Source organism: Adlercreutzia mucosicola DSM 19490, assembly GCF_000422625.1.
Classification (GTDB): domain Bacteria; phylum Actinomycetota; class Coriobacteriia; order Coriobacteriales; family Eggerthellaceae; genus Adlercreutzia; species Adlercreutzia mucosicola.
In genome coordinates, this window is sequence record NZ_AUGK01000006.1 from 113,172 (window position 1) to 132,245 (window position 19,074).

Below are 19,074 nucleotides of genomic sequence, written 5' to 3' on the forward strand. Positions count from 1 at the left end.
GGTTGCCTTCGGAGAATGGCTCCAGTGCTACCTCTTCAGCATATGGCGGAGGGCGGCTACGGGGTGGTGAAGCATCATCCGGGGGCCGGCGTGGCGCATGATGGCGCGGATACGGTCGCGCTGGGCCGGGGCGTAGCAGTGGTTGCCGCACTCCTCGCAGTTGGTTTTGTGCTCCATGGAACGGCAGCGCTCGGTGCGCTTGACGCAATAGTCGTCGATGGCCTTGCAGTCGGGGCAGACCGGCTCGCCGCAATGGGCGCGCTCGGTGCGCTCGTCGGGGTGGTGGTCGGCGCAGTAGAGCGCCACCATCTGGGAGATGGTGCGCTGCTCGCGGGCGCGGCGTTTCGCCACGGCGGGGGTGTCGGGTGTTCGTGCCATGGGGCCACCTTAGCAGAAGGTCGCCGCTGACGGGAAGAGGGCCGCCGAAGTCCACGATGATTGCGGGTGCTGCTGGTGTGGCGGGCGCTTCGCGACTGCGGGGCCGCCTGAAGCCCGCCCCTACGGGGGGCGGGACGGTGCGCGGGCTAGGGGCGTTGCAGGACGAGGTAGCGGTTGAGGTTACCGTGCTTGCCGTCGGCGCTGAAGCGGGCTACTTCTCGGAAGGGGAGGGCAACGGCGGCCATAAGGCGGTCGATCTCCTCGTCGGTGGTGTGATGGCAGAAGCGGTAGACCCCTTCGGCGTGCTGCCAGCCGAGCAGGTAATCGCAGGACGCGAGGGGCGGCAGGCGCCAGGCGCGCCGTCCTGCGGCCGTGGTCTCAGCGGCCTTGGCGGCGATGCGGTCGTCGTGCAGAAACTGCCAGAACGACACGACAGCGAAACCGCCCGGCCGCAGGGAGCCCAGCAGGCCTTCCAATACGTGGATGCGCAGGGGGAAGGCGGCCACGTGGTGCATGAAGCCGAAGGCGGCGGACAGATCGCAGGTTGCGCGGGGGAGGTCGGCGCGGAAATCATCAGCGATCAGGGCTTCGATCAGGTCGCACGAGCGGAAGGCGACGGCGGAGTCGGGCGCATCCAGCAGGGCCGGGCAGTTGTCTATGGCCACAACCGAGGCAATGGGGACGCGATGTTCGGCGAGGAAGCGCTCGAAGCGCAGGTTGCCGCAAGCGAGATCGAGCACCGCGAGGGGATGCCGCCCGAAAGTGCCATCGGTCTGGGCGATGATGTCCAGCGCCCGGTTCCATCCGCGCCACGGCGCTTGGCGTGTGGCGGAGAAGGAGGCTGCCTCGCGCTCGTAGAACTGCGAGGTGAGGGCGTTCAGTTGGCGAAGGGTGGCGATGTCGTAGGGACTGCCGATGGGCGGCGCGCCCGTCGCTGCGGGCCTCACGCGAGGCTCCGCTTCTGATAGAGGCCGGCGTCTTTGAAGCCGAGACGGCGGTAGTAGGCTCGGGTGCCCACGGCGCTGATAACGTTGACGGCGGCGTAGCCGGCCGCCGCGGCCTGGGCGCAGGCTTCTTCCACGAGCTGGCGCCCCAGTCCCAGGTGCTGGGTGCCCTCGCTCGTCTCGCCGAGGGCCGCCACCTTTCCGTATACGTGCACCTCGCGGATCATGGCCTCGCCTCTGGCGGGGAAGGCGGGGGCCTGGGCGCACCCATCGGCGCCCGCTGCGCCCGGGGCGGCTTCTGCTGAGCCCGCGTCGGCAATGCCCAGGGCCTCCACGGCCGCCGCCGTCGGCAGCGACAGGCGCAAAAATCCCGCGATCTTCCCCGTGGGCGTGACCCATTGCAGGAAGCGCTCCTCGCTGACCATCGTGGCATAGGCGATGGTCTCCAGGGTAAGGGCGCCCACGTCGGCGCCATCGACGGAAATCTCGCGCTGGCGAATCTCGGCCACGGGGGCATTGGCGGCGCTCAGATGGGCCTCCACCAGCTGGCGCAGGTTCGTCTTCTTGTTGCCCACCAGGATGTCGGTGGCGGAAATGTCGCGGATCATGCGGGAGATGCGGGTGTAGGGCGGTGTGGCTCGCACGTCGGCGGCCAGCACGCCGATCAGTTCGTCCTCGGTATAGGGGCGCCAGCTTCCGTCGGCGAAATGGTCGGTGAGCGCTGATGAGGCCACCAGGCAGCAGGGGTACAGCTTCACCTCGTCGGGCAAAAAGGCGGCCTCGGTCACGAGGCGTCGATAGTCGGCCACGTCGCCCGCGGGATCGGCCCCCAGCAAGTTCACCATGAAGTGCACGTGGCTCTTGAAACCGAACAGGCGCAGCAGCCCCAGGGCCTCCCCGATGCGCGCGGCGGTGATGGCGCGGCCGTTGGCGGCCAGGATGCGGTCGTCCAGGCTTTGGATGCCGATCTGCACCTTGGTGCAGCCCAGGGCGCGCAGGGTACGGCAGCTGGCGGTGGTGACCAGGTCGGGACGGGTTTCCACCACCAGGCCCACCACGCGCTTGGGCGCCGACTCGTTGGCCGCGTGCAGGGCCGCGATGTCGTCCCAGGATGTGTCCGGGAAAGCGACTGCCGCGGGATCGGCTGCGCCCGGCTCCACTTCCGGCACCTCCGCTTCCGCACGGCCTGCGGCATCCGGCCCCCGCAGCCCCGCGGTCGCCGCATTCTGCCCGCTGCCCGCAGCCGCCGCATCCCGCGCCCCTTCCCCATACACCAGGCTCCACGCCTCGTTGTAGCTCAGCGCGCCCCCGTCGATGCGGGCCTGCACCTCGGCGGTGGCGGCCGCCCGCTCGTCGCGCTCGCGGGATACGCCGGCGCGCTCGTAGCGGCCCCGCCGCGCCTCCGCCTCGGCCGTTCGCTCCTCGTCGCCGGCGTTCAGCGCGCGGAACAGCTCGCCGACAAACCAGCGCTGATAGGGCTCGGGGTAGTCGCTCCAGGTGCCCCCGAGCACGATGAGCTCCACTTTGTCGGTCACGTGTCCCATGTCGGTGAGGGTCCGCAAACGTGCGGCCACCTGCAGATAGGGGTCGAACCAGCAGCGCTCGGCCCGCTGGCAGGCGGGCTCGTCGGCCAGGTAGCTCTTCGGCATGCGGATGTCGCTGGGGCAGAACACGCAGCGCCCCGAGCAGGGCCACGGCTTGGTGAGCACCGTGATGGTGGCCACCCCCGAGGCCGTGCGCCGCGGCTTGGCCTGCAGCAGCCGCACAAGGGCCGCGTCCTCGGCCGCGCTGATGTTCCACGCCGCCCAGCGCTCGGGCTCGTCGGCCCTCACGTGCAGGTAGAACGGCAGCAGCCGCCGCTTGGCCACCCGCCGCGTGCCGTCGTGGGCGGCGCGGTTGTGCCGGCGCACCAGCTTGTCCAGCCATACGGCATCGGCCGCGGCGTCGGTCCCGTCGCCGCCCGCCTCGCCGGCGCGCAGGCCGGCCAGTATGTCCAAAAGCGCTTCTTCCATGGGTGACATTATAGGGAAAAAGAAAAGCCCCTTGCACGGAATCTCTTCCAGACGCAAGGGGCTTAGGGCAATGCGGCGGGGCCCGGTGCGGGCGGCGCCTCCCTCCGCTACAGGGCGGCCTTCACGGCGGCCATCAGCTCGTCGTAGGTTTCCAGGGCCGGCAGATCGGGATACTCGGCCTTAATGGCATCGGTGGAGCGGAACAAGAAGCCCGCCTTCGAGTTCAGGATCATGCCCAGGTCGTTGTGGGAGTCGCCGGCGGCGATGGTCTGAATGCCGCAGGAATGCAGCGCGCGCACGGTGGTCAGCTTGCTTTCGGGGCAGCGCATCTTGAAGTCGGTGATGGTGCCGTCGGCGTCCACCACCAGCTCGTTGCAGAACAGAGTGGGCCAGCCCAGCTTCTCCATGAGCGGACGGGCGAACTGCTCGAAGGTGTCGGAGATGATGATCACCTGGGCAATGCTGCGCAGCTCGTCCAGGAACGCGCGGGCCCCTTCCATGGGGTCGATCTTCGCGATAACAGCCTGCACGTCGGGCAGTCCCAGGCCGTGCTCGGCGAGGATGCCCAGGCGCCACTGCATCAGCTTGTCGTAATCGGGCTCGTCGCGGGTGGTGCGCTTCAGCTCGGGGATGCCGGCTTCCTCGGCGAACGCGATCCAGATTTCGGGGACCAACACGCCTTCCAGATCGAGGCATACGACGTTCATGGAACAGCTCCTTCGTCTCGCCGCGCGCAGCGCGCGCCCATTGCTACCCCCGCAGCGTACCGCAGCCATGCAGACGGGTCGGTAACGAAGGGGGAAGGCGGCGCTCCGGGCGCGGCCGATGGTCTATGGTATTCGTTTGCGCGGCGCAGGGCGGCCGCCCGCTGTCGTATACTGGGGCGGCATTACGGCGCGAACCGCATGGCGAAAGGAGGCGGATGTGGTCAAGGTGATCGAGGCCCCCTACACCCAAGGGGTGAGGGAGTCCGAGAAGGTGCTCGCGGTACCGGCGGAGGTGGCGAAGGCTCCGGGCATCGCCATGCAGGGGCGGCGCATCCGCTCGCTCGTGTTCTCGACCGACCTGGCCGTTATCTGCCACTGCAACGCCGACGCGGTGCTGGCGGTGTACCCCTTCACCTGCCAGCCGGCCATCACCCAGGCGCTGGTGTCGGCGTCTCAGCGCCCGGTGCTCTGCGGCGTGGGCGGCTCCATCACCCAGGGGGAGCGCTGCGTCGAGGTGGCGCTCCATTCCGAGATGCAGGGCGTGGCCGCCGTGGTGGTGAACACCTCCATTCCGCTGGATACGCTGAAGGGCCTGGTCGAGCGCGTGACGGTGCCCGTGGTGGTCACGGTGTGCGCCGCCGACGAGGTGGCCCAAAGCCAGATCGAGGCCGGGGTGACCATGGTGAACGTGGCCGCCGGGGCGCGCACGGCCGAAGTGGTGGCCGCCCTGCGCGGGCGCTACCCCGAGCTGCCCATCATCGCCACGGGCGGTCCCACCGACGCCTCCATCGAGGCTACGGTGGCCGCCGGCGCCGATGCCGTCACCTGGACGCCCCCCGACATCCGCCAGCTAGAGCGTGCCGTCATGGAGAAGGCGCGCCGCCTGGCTCACGGGCAGCAGCCGGCCTAGGAAGAGAAGCACCCTACTTCTCCAGCATGCGCTCCATCAGGTAGCCCTCGCGGATGCCGTACTTGCAGACGGTGATGGTATCGGCGCCCAGCACCTCCATCACGGTGCGGGCGATCACCATGCCCGGCACCAGGGTGTGCACGCGGTCGGGGCAGGCCTTCACGGCGCTGTGGGCGAAGGCGGACCGGTCATGTTCTAGCCGATCGAACAGCCCGTCGACGGCCGCGCGCTGCACCACGGGCGGCTTGGCGGGCAGCTCCAGGGCCTGGGCCTGCATCTTCGCGATGGCCCGCACCGAGCCCCCGATGCCGTAGAGTTGCGGCGCCCGGTAGGCCGCCAGATCGTCCACCGCCGACAGATGGCCGTGCACGGCGTCGGCGATGGCGCGGCATTCCGCCGGCTCGGGCAGCACCAGGCTCACGAACTGAGCATAGGACGACACGCTGCCCTGGGGCAGGCTGATGCCCGTGCCGTGATGGTGCCGCGGCCTGCCCTCGCCGCTCAAGGCCGTCAGCTCGGTGGAGCCGCCGCCGATGTCGATCAGGGTGCCGGCTTCCAGGGGCTGGGCGATGGAGGCGCCGGCCCAGCCCAGATGCGCCTCCTCGGCGGCGCTCAGCACGCGCACCGGGGTGTGGATGGCCTGCTCGATAGCCGCTACGGCCTCTTTGGTGTTGGTGCAGTTGCGCAAGACGGCCGTGGCGAAGATGTCCACGCGGTCGCAGTCGAGGTTGCGGGCGATCTTCAGGTGCTCTTCCAGCACGGCGGTGGCGCGGCGGATGCCGGCGTCGCCGAACACACCGTCGCTCACGTAGGCGGCCAGGCCCGCCATCTTCTTCTCGTCCACCAGGGCGCGGAAGGGCTTGGTGCCCTCTCCGCGGCGCTTCACCTCGTAGATGACGAGGCGCACTGAGTTAGAACCGAGGTCGATCACGCCGAAGCGGGCCATGGGCAGATCCTTTCGCTGGTCGTTATCGTTGTCGTCGCGGGGCCATGCGGGGCCATGCGAGTGCCGTGCCCGCGCCGTGCCCGCGCCGTGCGGGAAACCGCCGGCGCCTGCACGGCGCTGCGGCGGTTAGTGTAGCAGGAACAAGGCGGCGATGAGACGGCTCGCGCGCGGGTCGCGGCCGGCGACCCGCGCGCGAAGAAAGCGGGCGCCCCCTCCCCGGGGCGCCCGCGGAATGGCGCCTAGTTGGCGATGACCACGCGGTAGTGGGCGTTGTCGCCGCAGCAGGTCTGCAGTATCACCGACTCGCCGTACTCGGTCACGCGGGACTGGATGTCTTCCCAATAGGTGCTGTCGGGCACGATGAACTCGTCCACCACATGGTAGGTGCGCGAGGTGCCGTCGCTGTCGCACACGGTGACGGGGTCGCCGTTCTTCAGGGTCATCACGCAGGTGAAGGACCCGGGATTATGGCCGATGAAATAGCCCCAGCTGCCGTCGGTGGTGCTGTCCGAGCCCATCCACAGCCCGGCGCCCGAGGTGGGGGCCGAGGCGGTTTCGAAGGAGTCCACGTAGGGCATGATGTCGCCGTTCACATCGATGGTGGCCGCCTTCATGGCGCCGTCCTCCACGGCGTCCTCATCGGTGAGCGCGTCGAGGGGATGGGCGACGTCCACCTCGGGAACATCGCTCGCGGCGGCATCGGTGTCGTCGCCGGTGGCATCGACCCGCGGCAGCGTGGCGGCCGGGGGCGCATCGTGGGCGGCGCTGTGGGCGGCGGCGATGTTGGCGCGGTTGGCTGCGGCCTGCAGGGCCAGCTCGTCGTGGAGCGCGTTGAACTCGGTGGCCATGGCCACGGCTTCCTCCTGATCCTCGTAGACGATGATGGAGACCACCTGCTTGGTGATCGAGGTGTCGGCGGCGGCATTGGGGATGGGTTTCATAGTGGGGGCCAGGGCCGGCTCCAGGGCGAAGGCCATGCCTCCGGCGAGGAAAAGCGCCGCTACGCTGGTGAGCGCGCCGGCAAGGACATGGGGGGCTTTCATGCTGCTTCCTTTCACGAGGCCTCTCGACATCGGTCGCGGACGGGCCTGCTGGTCGGCGAAACCCTCTCGTGACGCGGGCGGCGCCAAAGCGCTTCCCGTCACTGGCTATCATAGGGTGAGAAGGTAAGGAATTGGGCCTGATCTGGTGTTTGTTGGAGGTCCGTATGGCCTTCTTAACCTCTATGGAAGAAAGTCGCCATCCCGTGGCGCCGCTGTTGGGCCGCCGTTGCCCGCAATGGGTTCGGGCTCGGGCGCCATGCGCGGCGCGGTGCGAGCCATCGGAGGGGAAAGGGCCTGGCGGCGCCGTTCGGTATGCGGGCTTTTCGCGAAGAGTGGGCCCGGGTCCGTTGCGAGCGGGGCGGCCACCTCTATAATGGTTCAGCTTGACAATTTCAATGGACGCAACCGTGCGCATGAGGGGCACGCCCTCGGCGCGCTACCACCCCAAACGAGCTTCAAACGTAGGACAGACGAACAAGAGGTTGATCATCCATGGGAACCTACCAAGACGATCGCGCTGGCGCCGCGCCCGGCGCTCCTGATTATCCGCAGCCCGAGGCTGTCCCCGCCCGCCCGCCCCAGGGTTCGCGCGGCAAGATCACTACGCGCCCTTCCCGTGAGAGCATTCTGCAATCCTACGCTTCCCAAGACGAGATGCGCGCCCGCAACGCGCGCCTGCGCTCTCAGCAGGCGGCCCAGTCGGTCGCGGCCAGCGCGGCCCAGCGCGATGCCGATCGCGTGGCGCGCCAAGAAGCCCTGGCGGCCCAGCAGCGCGAGCAGGAGGCCCTGCGCGCCCAGCGCGAGGCCGAGCGCATGGCCCGTCGCGGCCAGGGGGCCGCACCCGCCCCGGCGCCGCGTCGCACCCGGGTGGTACCGCCCCTGTCATCCCAGGAAAGCTATGACCTCACCCGTTCTTCCATGGAAAGCTACGAGCGCGCCCGCGCTTCCCGCGACGCGCTGTCGGAGACGCGCCGGGGCCGCGCTCTGAACCGCGAGGTCATCGACGGCCGCGGCAGCATCGACTCGCGCACCTTCAACGAGAGCCACCAGATCTCCGCCTACTCCCGCGACGATCGCGACCGCCCCGATCCCATGCTGGATACCGTGAGTGGCCGCACCAGTTGGCGTTCCCGCGCCGGCCAGGGCTTCGACGCGGCGCCCGAGGGCGGCATGGGGACCCACGGGCTGCCCCTGCGCCCGCGCTCTGCCGGCAACGTGGGCTTCTCCGGCGGTGTCATGAGCGGCCGTGCCGATTACGGCGCGCCTGCGGGCCCCTTGGCGGGAATTCCGCTGTTCTTGAAGGTGACGATTCCCATCATCGTTATCCTGCTCATCGTCATACTTTTCTTAGTGTTCTTCAAGTAAAGGCCCGTTATGTACGCGAAACCGCATTGCCCGTCCCTCGTGAAAGTTTTCCTCGTCGTCGTGATCGCCATCGAGTTGGCGCTCGTGGGGTTTTTGGCCTTCGGTCAGCCTTCGGAAGGGAAGGAGGGCGCGGCAGCGGGCGGTGGCTCCAACGAGCCGGCGGCTACTCAGCCCACCGCTGACCCGCAGCCCGCGGCCCCGGCCGAGGGGGAGGGTGCGGGCGAAGGCGAAGGGGGCGAGCCGGCACCCGAGCCCGTCACCCTGACCATCAGCTTCGCTGGCGATTGCACGCTGGGCGCGTCGCCCAAGTCGGATCCCGACTACAGCTTCAACGGGGTGTACGAGCAGGAGGGCGAGGATGCGTCCTACTTCCTGAAGAACGTGGCCGACCTGTTCGGTGCCGACGATCTTACCGTCGTGAACCTGGAGGGCACGCTGACCGAGAGCAAGGAATCGGCCGACAAGGACTACCCGTTCAAGGGCTCGCCGGCCTACGCGAAGGTGCTCAGCGGGTCGGGTGTGGACGCGGCCACGCTGGCCAACGATCATTCCCTCGACTATCGCGAGCAGGGCTACAACGACACCATCGAGACTCTGGATGCCGAAGGCGTGTCCACCTTCGGTTTCGGGCGCATCGCCTATCGCGACGTGAAGGGCGTGAAAGTGGCGCTCGTGGGCGCCTGCGCGCTGCCCGACAATCCGGCCGAGGACTACACCAAGGAGATGACCGACAACATCGCCCAGGCCAGGGCCGAGGGCGCACAGCTGGTGGTGGTGTACGCGAACTGGGGCATCGAGAAGGATTACGTGCCCCAGGAATCCGATATGCGTCTGGGCCGGGCGGCTATCGACGCCGGCGCCGATGTGGTGGTGGGCTCTCACCCCCATGTGGTGCAGGGCTGGGAAGTGTACAAGGGCCGCTATATCGTGTACAGCTTGGGCAACTTCTGCTATGGCGGCAATTCCAATCCCAAGGACAAGGACTGCCTCATCTTCCAGGAGACCTTCACCGTGACCGGTACCGAGGTGGCTCCCGCCACTGAAAATGACGTGAAGTTCATTGCCTGCTCGGTGTCGTCCTCTTCGAAGCGCAACAACTACCAGCCCACCCTGGCCGAGGGCGAAGACGCTGAGCGCATCCTGGCCAAGGTGCAAGAATCCACCGACAAGATAGCCGCAATGGCCGCCAACCTAGGAAGCGAGTAGGGAGGCGTTTCCAACCTGCATCTCGCTACCGGCAGCTTGCTGCCGGTAGCCCGCAACCGGCAGCTCCCATGTAGGGGCGGGCTTGAGCCCGCCCGCAAGTGCGGTGCCTTCGTAGGGGCGGGCTCAAGCCCGCCCGCAACTTCGTAAGCGCCGCGGCCTGGGCCGGGAAGTGGCCACGGTCGGTAGGGGCTTCTCTTTTTGCGTGAAATCGCCAGTTATGAGCGTCTGGGGGATGCGGCGAGCTTGACTGAGTGGCTGTCGAATGCAAACCCCCAGGTCGAAAGGGCTCGCGTCGGTACTGAGAGGTGAGGAAGCTTTATCGGGACGCTCATAGCTGGCGATCTCGTGCAGAAACGAGGCTTCTGTCTGTCTGGGCGTCTTCGCGGGAAGGGGCGCTCGGGTTTTTTGCGAATGAGATGCAGTGAAGATTTCTGTCGTAGAGAAAGGGCCCCGGGAGGGGGCCCAAAGACGAAGAGGTTGGATTGTCGCCTGCGATTCGGGCGTTAGCGCATCCGGGGGCGCCCTCGGCTGGTTTCGCGGCGGCCGGGCCGGCGATGAATGACAAAAGCCCACGCGCCGACAACGAGAATGGTAGCGCTGGCCCATAACCAGTCGAGGGGACAGATGCGCAGGGCGGCCAGGGCGATGGCCGCCAGCGCCACCACCCCGAAGACGAGGTGGTCGAGGGGTTTCAGGCCGCTTCTCTTCCCGGGGTCCGCGGCGGGGCAGTCGGGTGCGGTGCTACGCGGTTTCATAGGGGCTCCTTTCGCGGGCGTCCTTTTCCTGGCGCAGGCGCATGAGGGCGTAGGCGCTCGCCAGCAGCATCAGTAGAACGAACATCATGTGCAGCGGGCAGGTGCCGAAGGGGCCGCCGGTCTGGGGCAGCTGGTGCAGGCGGCTCACCCATTCCGAGGGCTTCACTTTGCCGCTTGCGTTGTTGCCCGCGCCCGAGCCTCCGTTGTCGTTGCTGCCGCCGTCGCCGCTGCTGGACACCGAGCCGCCCGCACCGCCGCGCTGCACCTCGTAGGTGAGGTGAATGAGCGTGGTATTGCCCGCAGAATCGGTGATCAGCTGCTCGGCGTGCCACGTGCCGGGTTGAGAGCGGTCAATGGCATCCACGGCGGTGCCACCTTCGTCGGTCAGGTGCATGGGGCCGGCGGTCAGCTTACCGTCGGCCAGGGCGCTGGCAAGCTGGTAGCGCTCGGCGAACAGGGCCTCCATGACGGCCGGCGTGGCGGGTTCGCTATGAGTGCCCACCACCACATGGTCGTTCACCACGGAATGGGTGAGGCCCGTTTCGGGGTCCACGGTGGAAGAGGCGGGCGGCAGCGGCGTAGGTGTGCCGCCGGGGTTGCCGCCGTCGCCGGTGCCGTCGCCGGGTTTCACGTTCACGGTGGGCGCGTCGGATACCACCAGATAGCGTAGGTGCACGGTGACGGTGTTGCCGTTGGCATCGGCCACCTTATAGGTGATGCGCCACGAGCCAGGGCGGGAAAGGTCGATGGACGAGACGGCGCGGCCCTGGGCATCGTTGAGGTGCAGGGCCACTTCGGTCATGGCCCCGCCGCCCTCGGGCGTGAAGGCGTAGCGGCGCTCCATCAGGCTGCGGGCGTCGGCCGGGGAGAGGGACTTGCCCGGCTGCACTTTCACGCGCATCTCGTCGTTGATGTCGGCGTGCTGGGTGCCGTCGGGATCCACGCGCGGCGGGGTTGCGGGATCGATAGGGCGCGGGCGCGGGTTCAGCGGGTCGTCGCCGGGTTGCGGGTTGGGGTCGGTGCCGGGGTCGGGCGTGACCACCACGCCGGGCACCCGCGAGCTGATCAGGTGGTAGGTGAGGCGCACGGTGGTGGTGTTGCCGTCTGCGTCACGCACCAGGTAGGTGATCAGGTAGTCGGCGGCCCGGGACAGGTCGATGGCCGAGACGGCGTTGCCCGCGGCGTTCTTCATCGACTGCACCGTGAGGGTGACGCCGTCGCCGCCGTCCACGTCGGAGAGGGCGAAGTGGCGGCGCAGCAGGGCCTCGGCCCCGTCGGCGCCCATGGTGCCGTGGGACACGGCCTCGGTCACCTCGCAGGACACCTCCGCTGATTGCGTGCCGTCGGGACGGGTGGAAACGGGCCCAGTGGGCTCCAGCGCGTCGCCCGGCTGCTGGGGGCCATCCGGATCGGAGGGGTCCACCGGCTCCCACGGGCTGATGACGGGGCAGCTGTCCCGGGTGGTGCGGTAGTGCAGCAGAATGGTGGTGGTGTTGCCCTGGGAGTCGGTGATCACGCGCTTGACGGTGCACGTCCCGGGCGACTTCGTGTCGAAGGAGGCGATGGGGTTGCCCGCGGCGTCCAGCAGCTCGTCGGTCTGCGTGGTCGGTGCCGATGTGGATGCCGAGGCGTAGCGGTAGTCCATCATGGCGCTCGCCTCGGACTTCTCCAGCAGGCCCCCGAAGGGCGGCGCGGCCGGGTCGATCATCTCGGTCACCGTCTCCTCGATCACGGCGTGCTTCAGGCCCTCGCCGTCCTCGGTGACGGTGGGCGTGGGCACGGGGTCGGAAGGATCCAGCTCGGGGCCCGCCTGTGCCGGCGGATTCGGGCCCGCCGGATCGGGGCGCTCAACGCTGGGCGGGTCGGTGTCGCCCACCTTCAGCATGGCGTCGGCCGGCGTGAGGTTGCCGGCGGCGTCCTCGGCCCGGTAGTAGCCGTTGGGCAGCTTGCCGACGGCCTGGGTGGCCTTGCCGTCGCCGTCGGTCAGATCGAACTCGCGGAACACCGACGAGCGGCTTCCCGACGCCACGGTGCCCGACGAGTCGGTGCGGTGCAGCCGCCAGATGCCCGACGTGGCCTTCGACGAGTCGGACGGCACGTCGGTGAGCGTGTACGCCAGCGCCCCGCCGCCCTCGATGCGCGGCGCCGAGGTGTCGATCTTCACCTTGCCCGCCTTCTGCACCGACACCGCGCCCGTGGAGCTGTTGCGCGCCTGGGCGCCGAGGTCGATGCCGGCGGTGTCGGGCGTGCGCGTCCACGACGGGTCGGCCCTCGTGAGCGACTTCGCGCCGCCCTCCGAGGGAGTCAGCTCCATGACGTCGTAGTCCCCGGGGTAGAAGGTGACGGTGACCGGAGACGTGTTCCACCCGTTCGCATTGGCAGCGGGCAGCCGCGTGTAGTGCCAATCCTTGCCAGGGGTGCCCCAGCTGGATGGATCATTGGGATCTGCGTCACCGGGAGCAGAAACGAGAGGGCGTTCGGCGACTAGCTCGACGGTGTGGGGGAAGGTCCCGCCGAACGAATCTTCGACGAGCTCTTGCGAAAGCACCACCGCCCCTCCGTGGGCGCCGGTCACTTCTGCTTCCCATGTAACGATGGTTGACTGCGTGCCTTTCAATATGACGGGAACGCCGTCGCCTCCGATGGTTGCAGACGGGGCGGGTGTGTCGTTGATGCTGACGGAGCCTGCAACAAAGGAGAGGCCTTGAGTGGGATGCTCATCTGTGTTCATAAGCTTCACGTGCATGGGGTACTGTTCTTCGTATCCGCCTGATGCGGCCGCATTATTCGCGTTTCCTACCGCGCATTCGACGCGCAATCTCTCGCCTGGTGCAACTACATCGTCTTTCCCTATTTCCGTTCCGTCGATTCGACTGAGTTTTACGTAACGCACTTCGGGAGACAGGTTGGGGAGGCTGATGGATTGGAAAGTCAGCGATATGGTTTGGTTTGCGACCGGCTGAGCTATATGAGGATTGGATGAGTTGACCCATCCAAAACCGCCATTGATGTGTAGATAGGCCTCATCATCGCCCACTGTTCCCTGGGCGTCATTGATAGAGAGTGTTACGCCCGCAGCAGTAAAGGAAAAGGTCTGGCTCGATGCATCGTATTTTGCTGTAATTGCTAGTGATGTTCCCGGGGAAGAGATGTTGCGGTTGCTTTGGATGATTCCTTTTCGAGAGACATTTACATCGTATGTTTGAGATGATGGAGTCTGCCAAATTTGATTGTATGTGCCGCCCAGCGCATCGCTTTTAGGGTCTTTCGTTTTGGAGATATAAATTGACAGCCATGAGTTATGAAAGGCCTTTTCTTTTACTGAAGATATGGTGGGAATGGTTGCTGTTGCGGTGGTCGTCCAATCGTGTAGCAAGGAGACCGGTTTAAGAGCGGTGAACTCGGCGGAGCTGTTCCAGCCAGACTCAATGAGGACGTAATGGCCGTTACTGAGTGTAGATGCGCATCTGAGAGTTTTCCCTGCTATCTGCCCAGGTGATCCGTACCACTGTTGCATGCCGAACAGCTTCGTGTAATCATCGGTGCCCTCTAAGGCTTCGGCCTCTTGCACCTGCGCTGTGGGGACAAACGGTAAGCAGGCAGCGGTCAGCAGAACGGCTAAAGTTACCTTCAAAACGCGTGCAAGGATGCTTCGGAGGGGAGGGTGCAAATCGGGTTGAGAGAGGGCCTTTGTTGCGGTAGGGGTTTCCGCAGTACTGGCTCTTATTGTCGACATGTTGTCAGCTTGCAGCCGACACTTCTTCCAATCCTCTCTCATGGTGTCCCCTTCGAACAAAGGAGGGCGCCCCGCCGCCGCGGAGCGCCCTCAGTGTATAGATATCCGAAAGAGAATCGGCGTCATCATCATTTTGCACAAAAATAATCCCTGCGAGTCTTCACGGCATCGTTTTCCTGGCGCTTTGCGAAAAAGCGAGTGTTTCTAATACCAAAAAACGAATTTTTCCGTACAGAAAAGCGAATGATTCGGATACGAAAAAACGAATCATTTCGCTCCAGAAAAGCGAATGGAAAAAGCTGGCGCGCCTAAAGCTTCCCTGCGATGTTCTTCTGAAAATAGGCCCCCAATGCATAAAGCGGCACATCCTCGATGATGCCGTCTTGCGAGGGATGTGCGAGAGAGGTGCGCACGGCCAGGGGCGGTTGGTATTTCCTCACAAAGGCGGAGAGGCTCTTCGCCTGCAGGTTGACGCCGGCCTTCACCTCGATGGGCACTGGTTGGGGCGCTAGGGCGTTGCCGTCCACGATGAAGTCGATTTCGGTGCGTGTGGCCTGGTTCACGAAGTAGTGCAGCTTGCCCCCTGCATCAAGGCCGTTTCCCGCCTGCCCGCAGGCGAGTATTTCCTGCGCGGCGAACTGCTCGGCCAGCGCTCCCTTGAACGAGCTGAACAAAACTTCATCGTCGAGGATGGTTCGCGCGGCCACGTTGTTCATCGCACCGAGGAGTCCCACGTCCAGCAGGTATACTTTGAACACGGTCTCGTCTTCATGGGAGATGAGGGGCGGTTCGGGGGCACTCACGCATGTGGATGGGCACACCAGAGATGTGTCGGCCAGCCATTGCAGGGCGTCCTCGTATTCGCGAGCGCGCGCCGATTCCCGAATTTTGGAGAACATGAACTTGCGGTTCTCCTTGGCGAGATTTGCGGGGACGGCTCGCCAAACGCGGCGGATGCGCTCTGCCAGTGCGTCGTCGGCGTACTTCGAGAAATCGGCATTGTATGAGCGCAGTAAGTCGTTATGGACGCGCCGCGCCGCGTTCGGATCTGCTGTTTCCGCGAAAGCGAGCACGGCTTCCGGCATGCCTCCGACGAACAGATACTGCTTGAGCAGGCTGACCAGCCGGTCATGGAAAGGTGCGAGCGAAGGCCAGTCGAGCGCCTCTAGCAGCTCCGCCAGCAACTCCTCGCCGACGCCGGCGAGGAATTCCGAGAAGTTCAGAGGGTACAGATCGAGGAACGTTACCTTACCTACGGGGAACGACGCTTTCGGCCGCGCATCTCCCTCCGATCGCCTTCCCCGGCGAAGTGCGAGACCGAGCGCGGAGCCTCCTGCAACGACGGGCAGGTGAGGAGCCTCCTCGTTAAAGTACTTGAGTGCCTGGATGGCGCGTGGCGACTCCTGTATCTCGTCGAGGACGAGCAGGGTTTCCTCGTCGATGCGCACCCCGGCTTCGGCCTGAAGAACCGGGAGAAGTCGCTGAGGTGAAAGGGATTCCTCAAAGGCGGCGGCGAGATGCGGGTTGTCATCGAAGGTAAGGTAGGCGGTTCTCTGAAAGCATGTGCGCCCGAATTCCTTCATGAGCCAGGTTTTCCCTACCTGACGAGCACCGCTGATGATGAGAGGTTTTCGGTGCGGTGACTTCTTCCAATACTTCAATTCATTGATGATCTGGCGTTTCATGGATTCCTTCCAGTAACTCACCACGTTTTTGTATAGGACATTTTAGATTTTCACCACGTTTTTGTATAGGACTTTTCCAGTTTTCACCACGTTTTTGTATAGGAAGATCGGATTTGTTCGTGCGCTGGCGTCGCGGGAGCTCGGGCGCCGCGGGGGATTGTCGCGTTGCGTGGTCGTGTATACTGCTTGCGAAATTGTGGCGCGCGGCAGCGGCTGGCGCGGGTATGGTGGAGATGAGAGGCGAGTCATGGCGGAAGGCAGCGGGCACGGGAATGGGTCCCGGTACGACGAGCACGCTAAGGAAAAGCTGGCCGAGTTGGTAGTGCGCGCCCAGGCGGATGACCGTGCGGCGTTCGAGGAGCTGTATCGCCGCACGGCCCAGGCCCAGTACTTCACCATCGTGGGGCGCGTGGGCGAGGAGCCGGCTGCCGACATTCTGCAGGAGGTGTACCTGGTCGCATGGAAGAACCGGGCCAAGATTCGCCCCCAGGCGGTGCTGGGCTACCTAAGCGCCACGGCGCGCAATCTGTGCCTGCAGCACTTCCAGGAGCGCTCGCGTATGGCCGACGCGCCGGTAACCGATGCCGCCGGTGCCGAGGCGGTTGCGGCGGGCGATGCGGTCGATGGCTCGTTGGGCACGGACGCGCCGGTGCAAGTGGCGGGCGCCGCAGTCGAGGGTGCGCCGGGACGCGGCGCGGCTCGGGGTCAGTTGGTGGCCCAAGGCGGCGTGGCCGAGGCGGCCGATCCGGCGGCGCAGTTCTCGGCAGCCGAGCGGCGCGAGCGGTTGGCCCGCGCGCTTCGGGAGGATTTGTCTGATCGCGAGCGCGATATGGTGCTGATGCGCTACTACCTGGACATGAAGGTGGGGCAGATTGCCGAGCAGCTGGATGTATCGCGCAACACGGTGCGCAACGTGCTGAACCAGGCGCTGGCCACCCTGCGTCGCAAGGTGGGCGTGCTGCCCATGGGCGCGGGGCTTTCGGCCGCGTTGGCTGATGCGGTGGAGTCGCCCCTGGCTCCAGGCGTGCGCCCGTGGGTGCGTCCGCGATCGCGAGCGTTGTCGTGGGGCACGCGCGCCGCGGCGGCCGTTACCGTTGCGGCGGCCGTGGGCGTGCTGGGCGTGGCGGCCGCGTGGCGGGTTCCCGAGCCGGTGGCAGACGAGCCGGTGCCGCTGACCGAGCCGGAACCCGCGCCGGCACCGAGCGACACGACGGCCCCCGAATTGCTGGCCGCCGACGTGGAAAACGGATTGCTTGTGCTGACGACTTTAGACGATGCCGGCATGGAATCGGCGTGGTGCATAGGCGAAGACGGCACCCGCTACGACCCCGTGAATGTGGAGTACGCCGGCGCGTTGCCGACCGATGTTATGCAGCCGAGTGGTGCCGCGCAGGGTACGCAGATTCTCTGGTGGTTCGAGGTGCCGAGCGGTGCCTACGAGGTGCATCTGGTGGATGCCGCTGGCAACGAGGCCTCAGGCATCGTAAGCGCCGACGTGAAGCCCATCTACCCCGCTCCCACTGGCACCCCGTAGTCGCGCCCTTGCCGACGTCGATCGGCCTCCCGACGATGCCGCCTCCCGCTGGCACCTAGCGGGCGCGCATCCCTGCCGTTCTCAGTCCGCTCCTGTGTGGTGCTTCCCATTTTCTGCCCTAATTTCCGGTTTTCCACGTTTTTGAACGTTCCGATAAGGCGGTTCTGGCGCGAGACCCAATAAAATACCAGGTCAGAGCGTTGGGGAAAAACACCGTCAATTCCTCGTCCCTCGAAAAAGGTGGAAAACCGGAAATTGGGGCAGATTTTCGCCTTGGTGGAAAACCGGAATTTGGGGCGGCTCTTGGCACGGTGGGCAATTGCAATTTCGCCGCTTTTGGCAAGATTCCTTTCGGAGAGCGCGGGCTTTCGGTGAAAGCTTCTCCGCAGCGTTGCCAGATGCATTCTGCGCTTTTCGCATCCAGGCGCGTTTGGCGATGAGCTCCCATGCGATTGGCGTGTCGCCCCCTTACCGCCTTCTGATCTCGGAGCGATCGTCAATCCTTCGCTCCTATACCCGGACTTCCGGTGGAGGAAGGTTCCTCATGCTCGCTGTTCGTGTGCGGACTCATTTGCGAGCCATGTGGGATCGAAAAGCCAGTTGAGAGACCATCCTTCAGCAAAGAGCGCATTCTGCTGACAGGAAAAATCGCGGGATCGGTTGCGCGATATGTGCCCTAATTCCTGCCCGATTCGCTGCGCTATGTGGCTCATGCGATCGCGGCTTGCCAGTTGATTGGTGGTGACGGTAACCGTGCGATGCCCCGAGTTCTCAAGTGCGAGTCGCTTTGTGGAGTCGCGCGTTGCCTGGGCGCTGCTCAGATGTATGGCGTCCGAATCAAATTCCAGGGCCACCTTGGCTTGCGGCCAATACAGATCGGGAACGAGTGACTTTCTTTGGGTGATGGCTCTCGATTTTCGCCCTGACTTGAGTCGCTTGTTCATGAGAGGAGGTGGAAGGTGGTAGCCGCCCCAGCGTCCCGGTAGCGCGAGCACCAGGCACAGAAAGGCCTCAGGTGGCGATGCCGCATTCTGGGGGATATGGCGCGCGAGCCGCGCCGCTTTTTTCGTTCCATGAAGACACGAAGCGCGATCAATGTACTTTTGTATCCGACCTGGCGTGGTGAGAGGCTCTCGTCGTGCCAGTCCCGTGGGGGATTGTGGACGAACCGAGAAGGTACCGCAGAGCGCAGCGCCGATTTTAAGCGCCCGATGATCGGTGGTTGTCGTGCATGCCTGCACAAAGCACAACTCAGGGCTGGGAACGTACAGGCCGCTTCCGATATGCCAAAACGAATTCGGAGGGTACGCGTAACTCGTAAAGTGTGTCTTCCAAAACGATCCGCCTCCGCGCGTTTTTCGCGTGGAAAGGCAGTGGACGGGCTGTGCAAGGCCGGGAAATTGCCGAAGAAGATAGCTGCAGCTTGCCTTGCCGGGCGCGTCATCTTCCAGAACAGCGCTGCTGTCCTTTCGTGGCTTCGCGCATGTCAGGTCGGCGCAAAGCCAGTATGCCGCCCCGCTTTCTCCGTAAAGCACTAGACGCATGATGCCCCTTCTTGTTCTCCGGTGCTAGCTGCAAAGAGTGATTGGAATATATCTTAAGAGGCTGTCGTAATTCAAGGCCAGTTCAAGCCGCATTTTTGTCGCAATTTCGTCTCAGTTTCGCCGTATTTTTCGAGACCGTACCCGAGCTTTTTGGGCGCCGGGGCGTATTCTCTTGTGTGTCGAATGATTGTCAGGCGATGTAAAGCGCGCGGGATGTGTGGCGCGCGACGAGGGGTGAGTCACGTTGTAGCCGCCGTCTCGTCTGCTGCCCCGTGCCCCGTGGCCCTCGCTCAACTCCGGTGACGGCTC

General features: G+C 65.5%; 14 protein-coding genes. 4 read left to right on the forward strand and 10 right to left on the reverse strand.

Annotated features, from left to right (window positions below; all coding sequences use genetic code 11):
* Positions 1–27: 27 nt before the first annotated feature.
* From G503_RS0104625 to thrH, 4 genes are all read right to left on the reverse strand, one after another.
* Positions 28–378, reverse strand: a complete 351-nt coding sequence (locus G503_RS0104625; protein ID WP_028026656.1) for a nitrous oxide-stimulated promoter family protein — start codon at positions 376–378, stop codon at positions 28–30.
* A gap of 146 nt (positions 379–524) precedes the next feature.
* Positions 525–1,325 carry a class I SAM-dependent methyltransferase gene (locus G503_RS0104630; RefSeq protein WP_051190922.1) on the reverse strand — a complete coding sequence of 267 codons (801 nt, stop codon included), beginning with the start codon at positions 1,323–1,325 and terminating at the stop codon, positions 525–527.
* On the reverse strand, positions 1,322–3,319 hold the full coding sequence (locus G503_RS0104635) for an elongator complex protein 3 (RefSeq protein ID WP_235715491.1): 1,998 nt from the start codon (positions 3,317–3,319) through the stop codon (positions 1,322–1,324). The genes G503_RS0104630 and G503_RS0104635 overlap by 4 nt, the downstream gene beginning before the upstream one ends.
* 122 nt (positions 3,320–3,441) lie before the next feature.
* Entirely contained in the window at positions 3,442–4,041 is a 600-nt protein-coding gene (gene thrH, locus G503_RS0104640; protein ID WP_028026659.1) for a bifunctional phosphoserine phosphatase/homoserine phosphotransferase ThrH, read from the reverse strand.
* Between the two features lie 217 nt (positions 4,042–4,258).
* Here thrH and G503_RS0104645 point away from each other — a divergent pair, with 217 nt between their 5' ends.
* Positions 4,259–4,951 (forward strand): hypothetical protein, encoded by a 693-nt coding sequence (locus tag G503_RS0104645; protein WP_051190923.1) that lies wholly within the window; start codon positions 4,259–4,261, stop codon positions 4,949–4,951.
* A gap of 13 nt (positions 4,952–4,964) precedes the next feature.
* Here the strand turns inward: G503_RS0104645 and G503_RS0104650 are convergent, their stop codons facing one another.
* Both G503_RS0104650 and G503_RS0104655 read right to left on the reverse strand, forming a co-directional pair.
* Positions 4,965–5,897 carry a Ppx/GppA phosphatase family protein gene (locus G503_RS0104650; protein ID WP_028026661.1) on the reverse strand — a complete coding sequence of 311 codons (933 nt, stop codon included), beginning with the start codon at positions 5,895–5,897 and terminating at the stop codon, positions 4,965–4,967.
* A 239-nt stretch (positions 5,898–6,136) separates the two neighbouring features.
* Positions 6,137–6,940 carry a sortase domain-containing protein gene (locus G503_RS0104655; protein WP_028026662.1) on the reverse strand — a complete coding sequence of 268 codons (804 nt, stop codon included), beginning with the start codon at positions 6,938–6,940 and terminating at the stop codon, positions 6,137–6,139.
* A gap of 492 nt (positions 6,941–7,432) precedes the next feature.
* Here G503_RS0104655 and G503_RS0104660 point away from each other — a divergent pair, with 492 nt between their 5' ends.
* Positions 7,433–8,305 carry a hypothetical protein gene (locus tag G503_RS0104660; RefSeq protein WP_028026663.1) on the forward strand — a complete coding sequence of 291 codons (873 nt, stop codon included), beginning with the start codon at positions 7,433–7,435 and terminating at the stop codon, positions 8,303–8,305.
* Between the two features lie 9 nt (positions 8,306–8,314).
* Positions 8,315–9,511, forward strand: coding sequence for a CapA family protein (locus G503_RS13730; protein ID WP_051190924.1), 1,197 nt, complete (start codon positions 8,315–8,317; stop codon positions 9,509–9,511).
* A gap of 503 nt (positions 9,512–10,014) precedes the next feature.
* Here the strand turns inward: G503_RS13730 and G503_RS0104670 are convergent.
* From G503_RS0104670 to G503_RS0104680, 3 genes are all read right to left on the reverse strand, one after another.
* Positions 10,015–10,266, reverse strand: coding sequence for a hypothetical protein (locus G503_RS0104670; protein WP_028026664.1), 252 nt, complete (start codon positions 10,264–10,266; stop codon positions 10,015–10,017).
* A complete protein-coding gene (locus tag G503_RS0104675; RefSeq protein ID WP_156891929.1) occupies positions 10,253–13,012 on the reverse strand; it encodes a hypothetical protein in 2,760 nt (919 codons plus the stop codon). The genes G503_RS0104670 and G503_RS0104675 overlap by 14 nt, the downstream gene beginning before the upstream one ends.
* 1,298 nt (positions 13,013–14,310) lie before the next feature.
* Positions 14,311–15,687: an ATP-binding protein gene (locus G503_RS0104680; protein ID WP_028026666.1), complete on the reverse strand. Its 1,377-nt coding sequence runs from the start codon at positions 15,685–15,687 to the stop codon at positions 14,311–14,313.
* A gap of 247 nt (positions 15,688–15,934) precedes the next feature.
* Between G503_RS0104680 and G503_RS0104685 the strand changes: the two genes are divergently transcribed.
* Entirely contained in the window at positions 15,935–17,221 is a 1,287-nt protein-coding gene (locus G503_RS0104685) for an RNA polymerase sigma factor (protein WP_028026667.1), read from the forward strand.
* 542 nt (positions 17,222–17,763) lie between these two features.
* On the opposite strand, the gene G503_RS16320 is transcribed toward G503_RS0104685, so the two are convergent.
* On the reverse strand, positions 17,764–18,765 hold the full coding sequence (locus G503_RS16320; RefSeq protein ID WP_156891930.1) for a hypothetical protein: 1,002 nt from the start codon (positions 18,763–18,765) through the stop codon (positions 17,764–17,766).
* Positions 18,766–19,074: the final 309 nt, after the last annotated feature.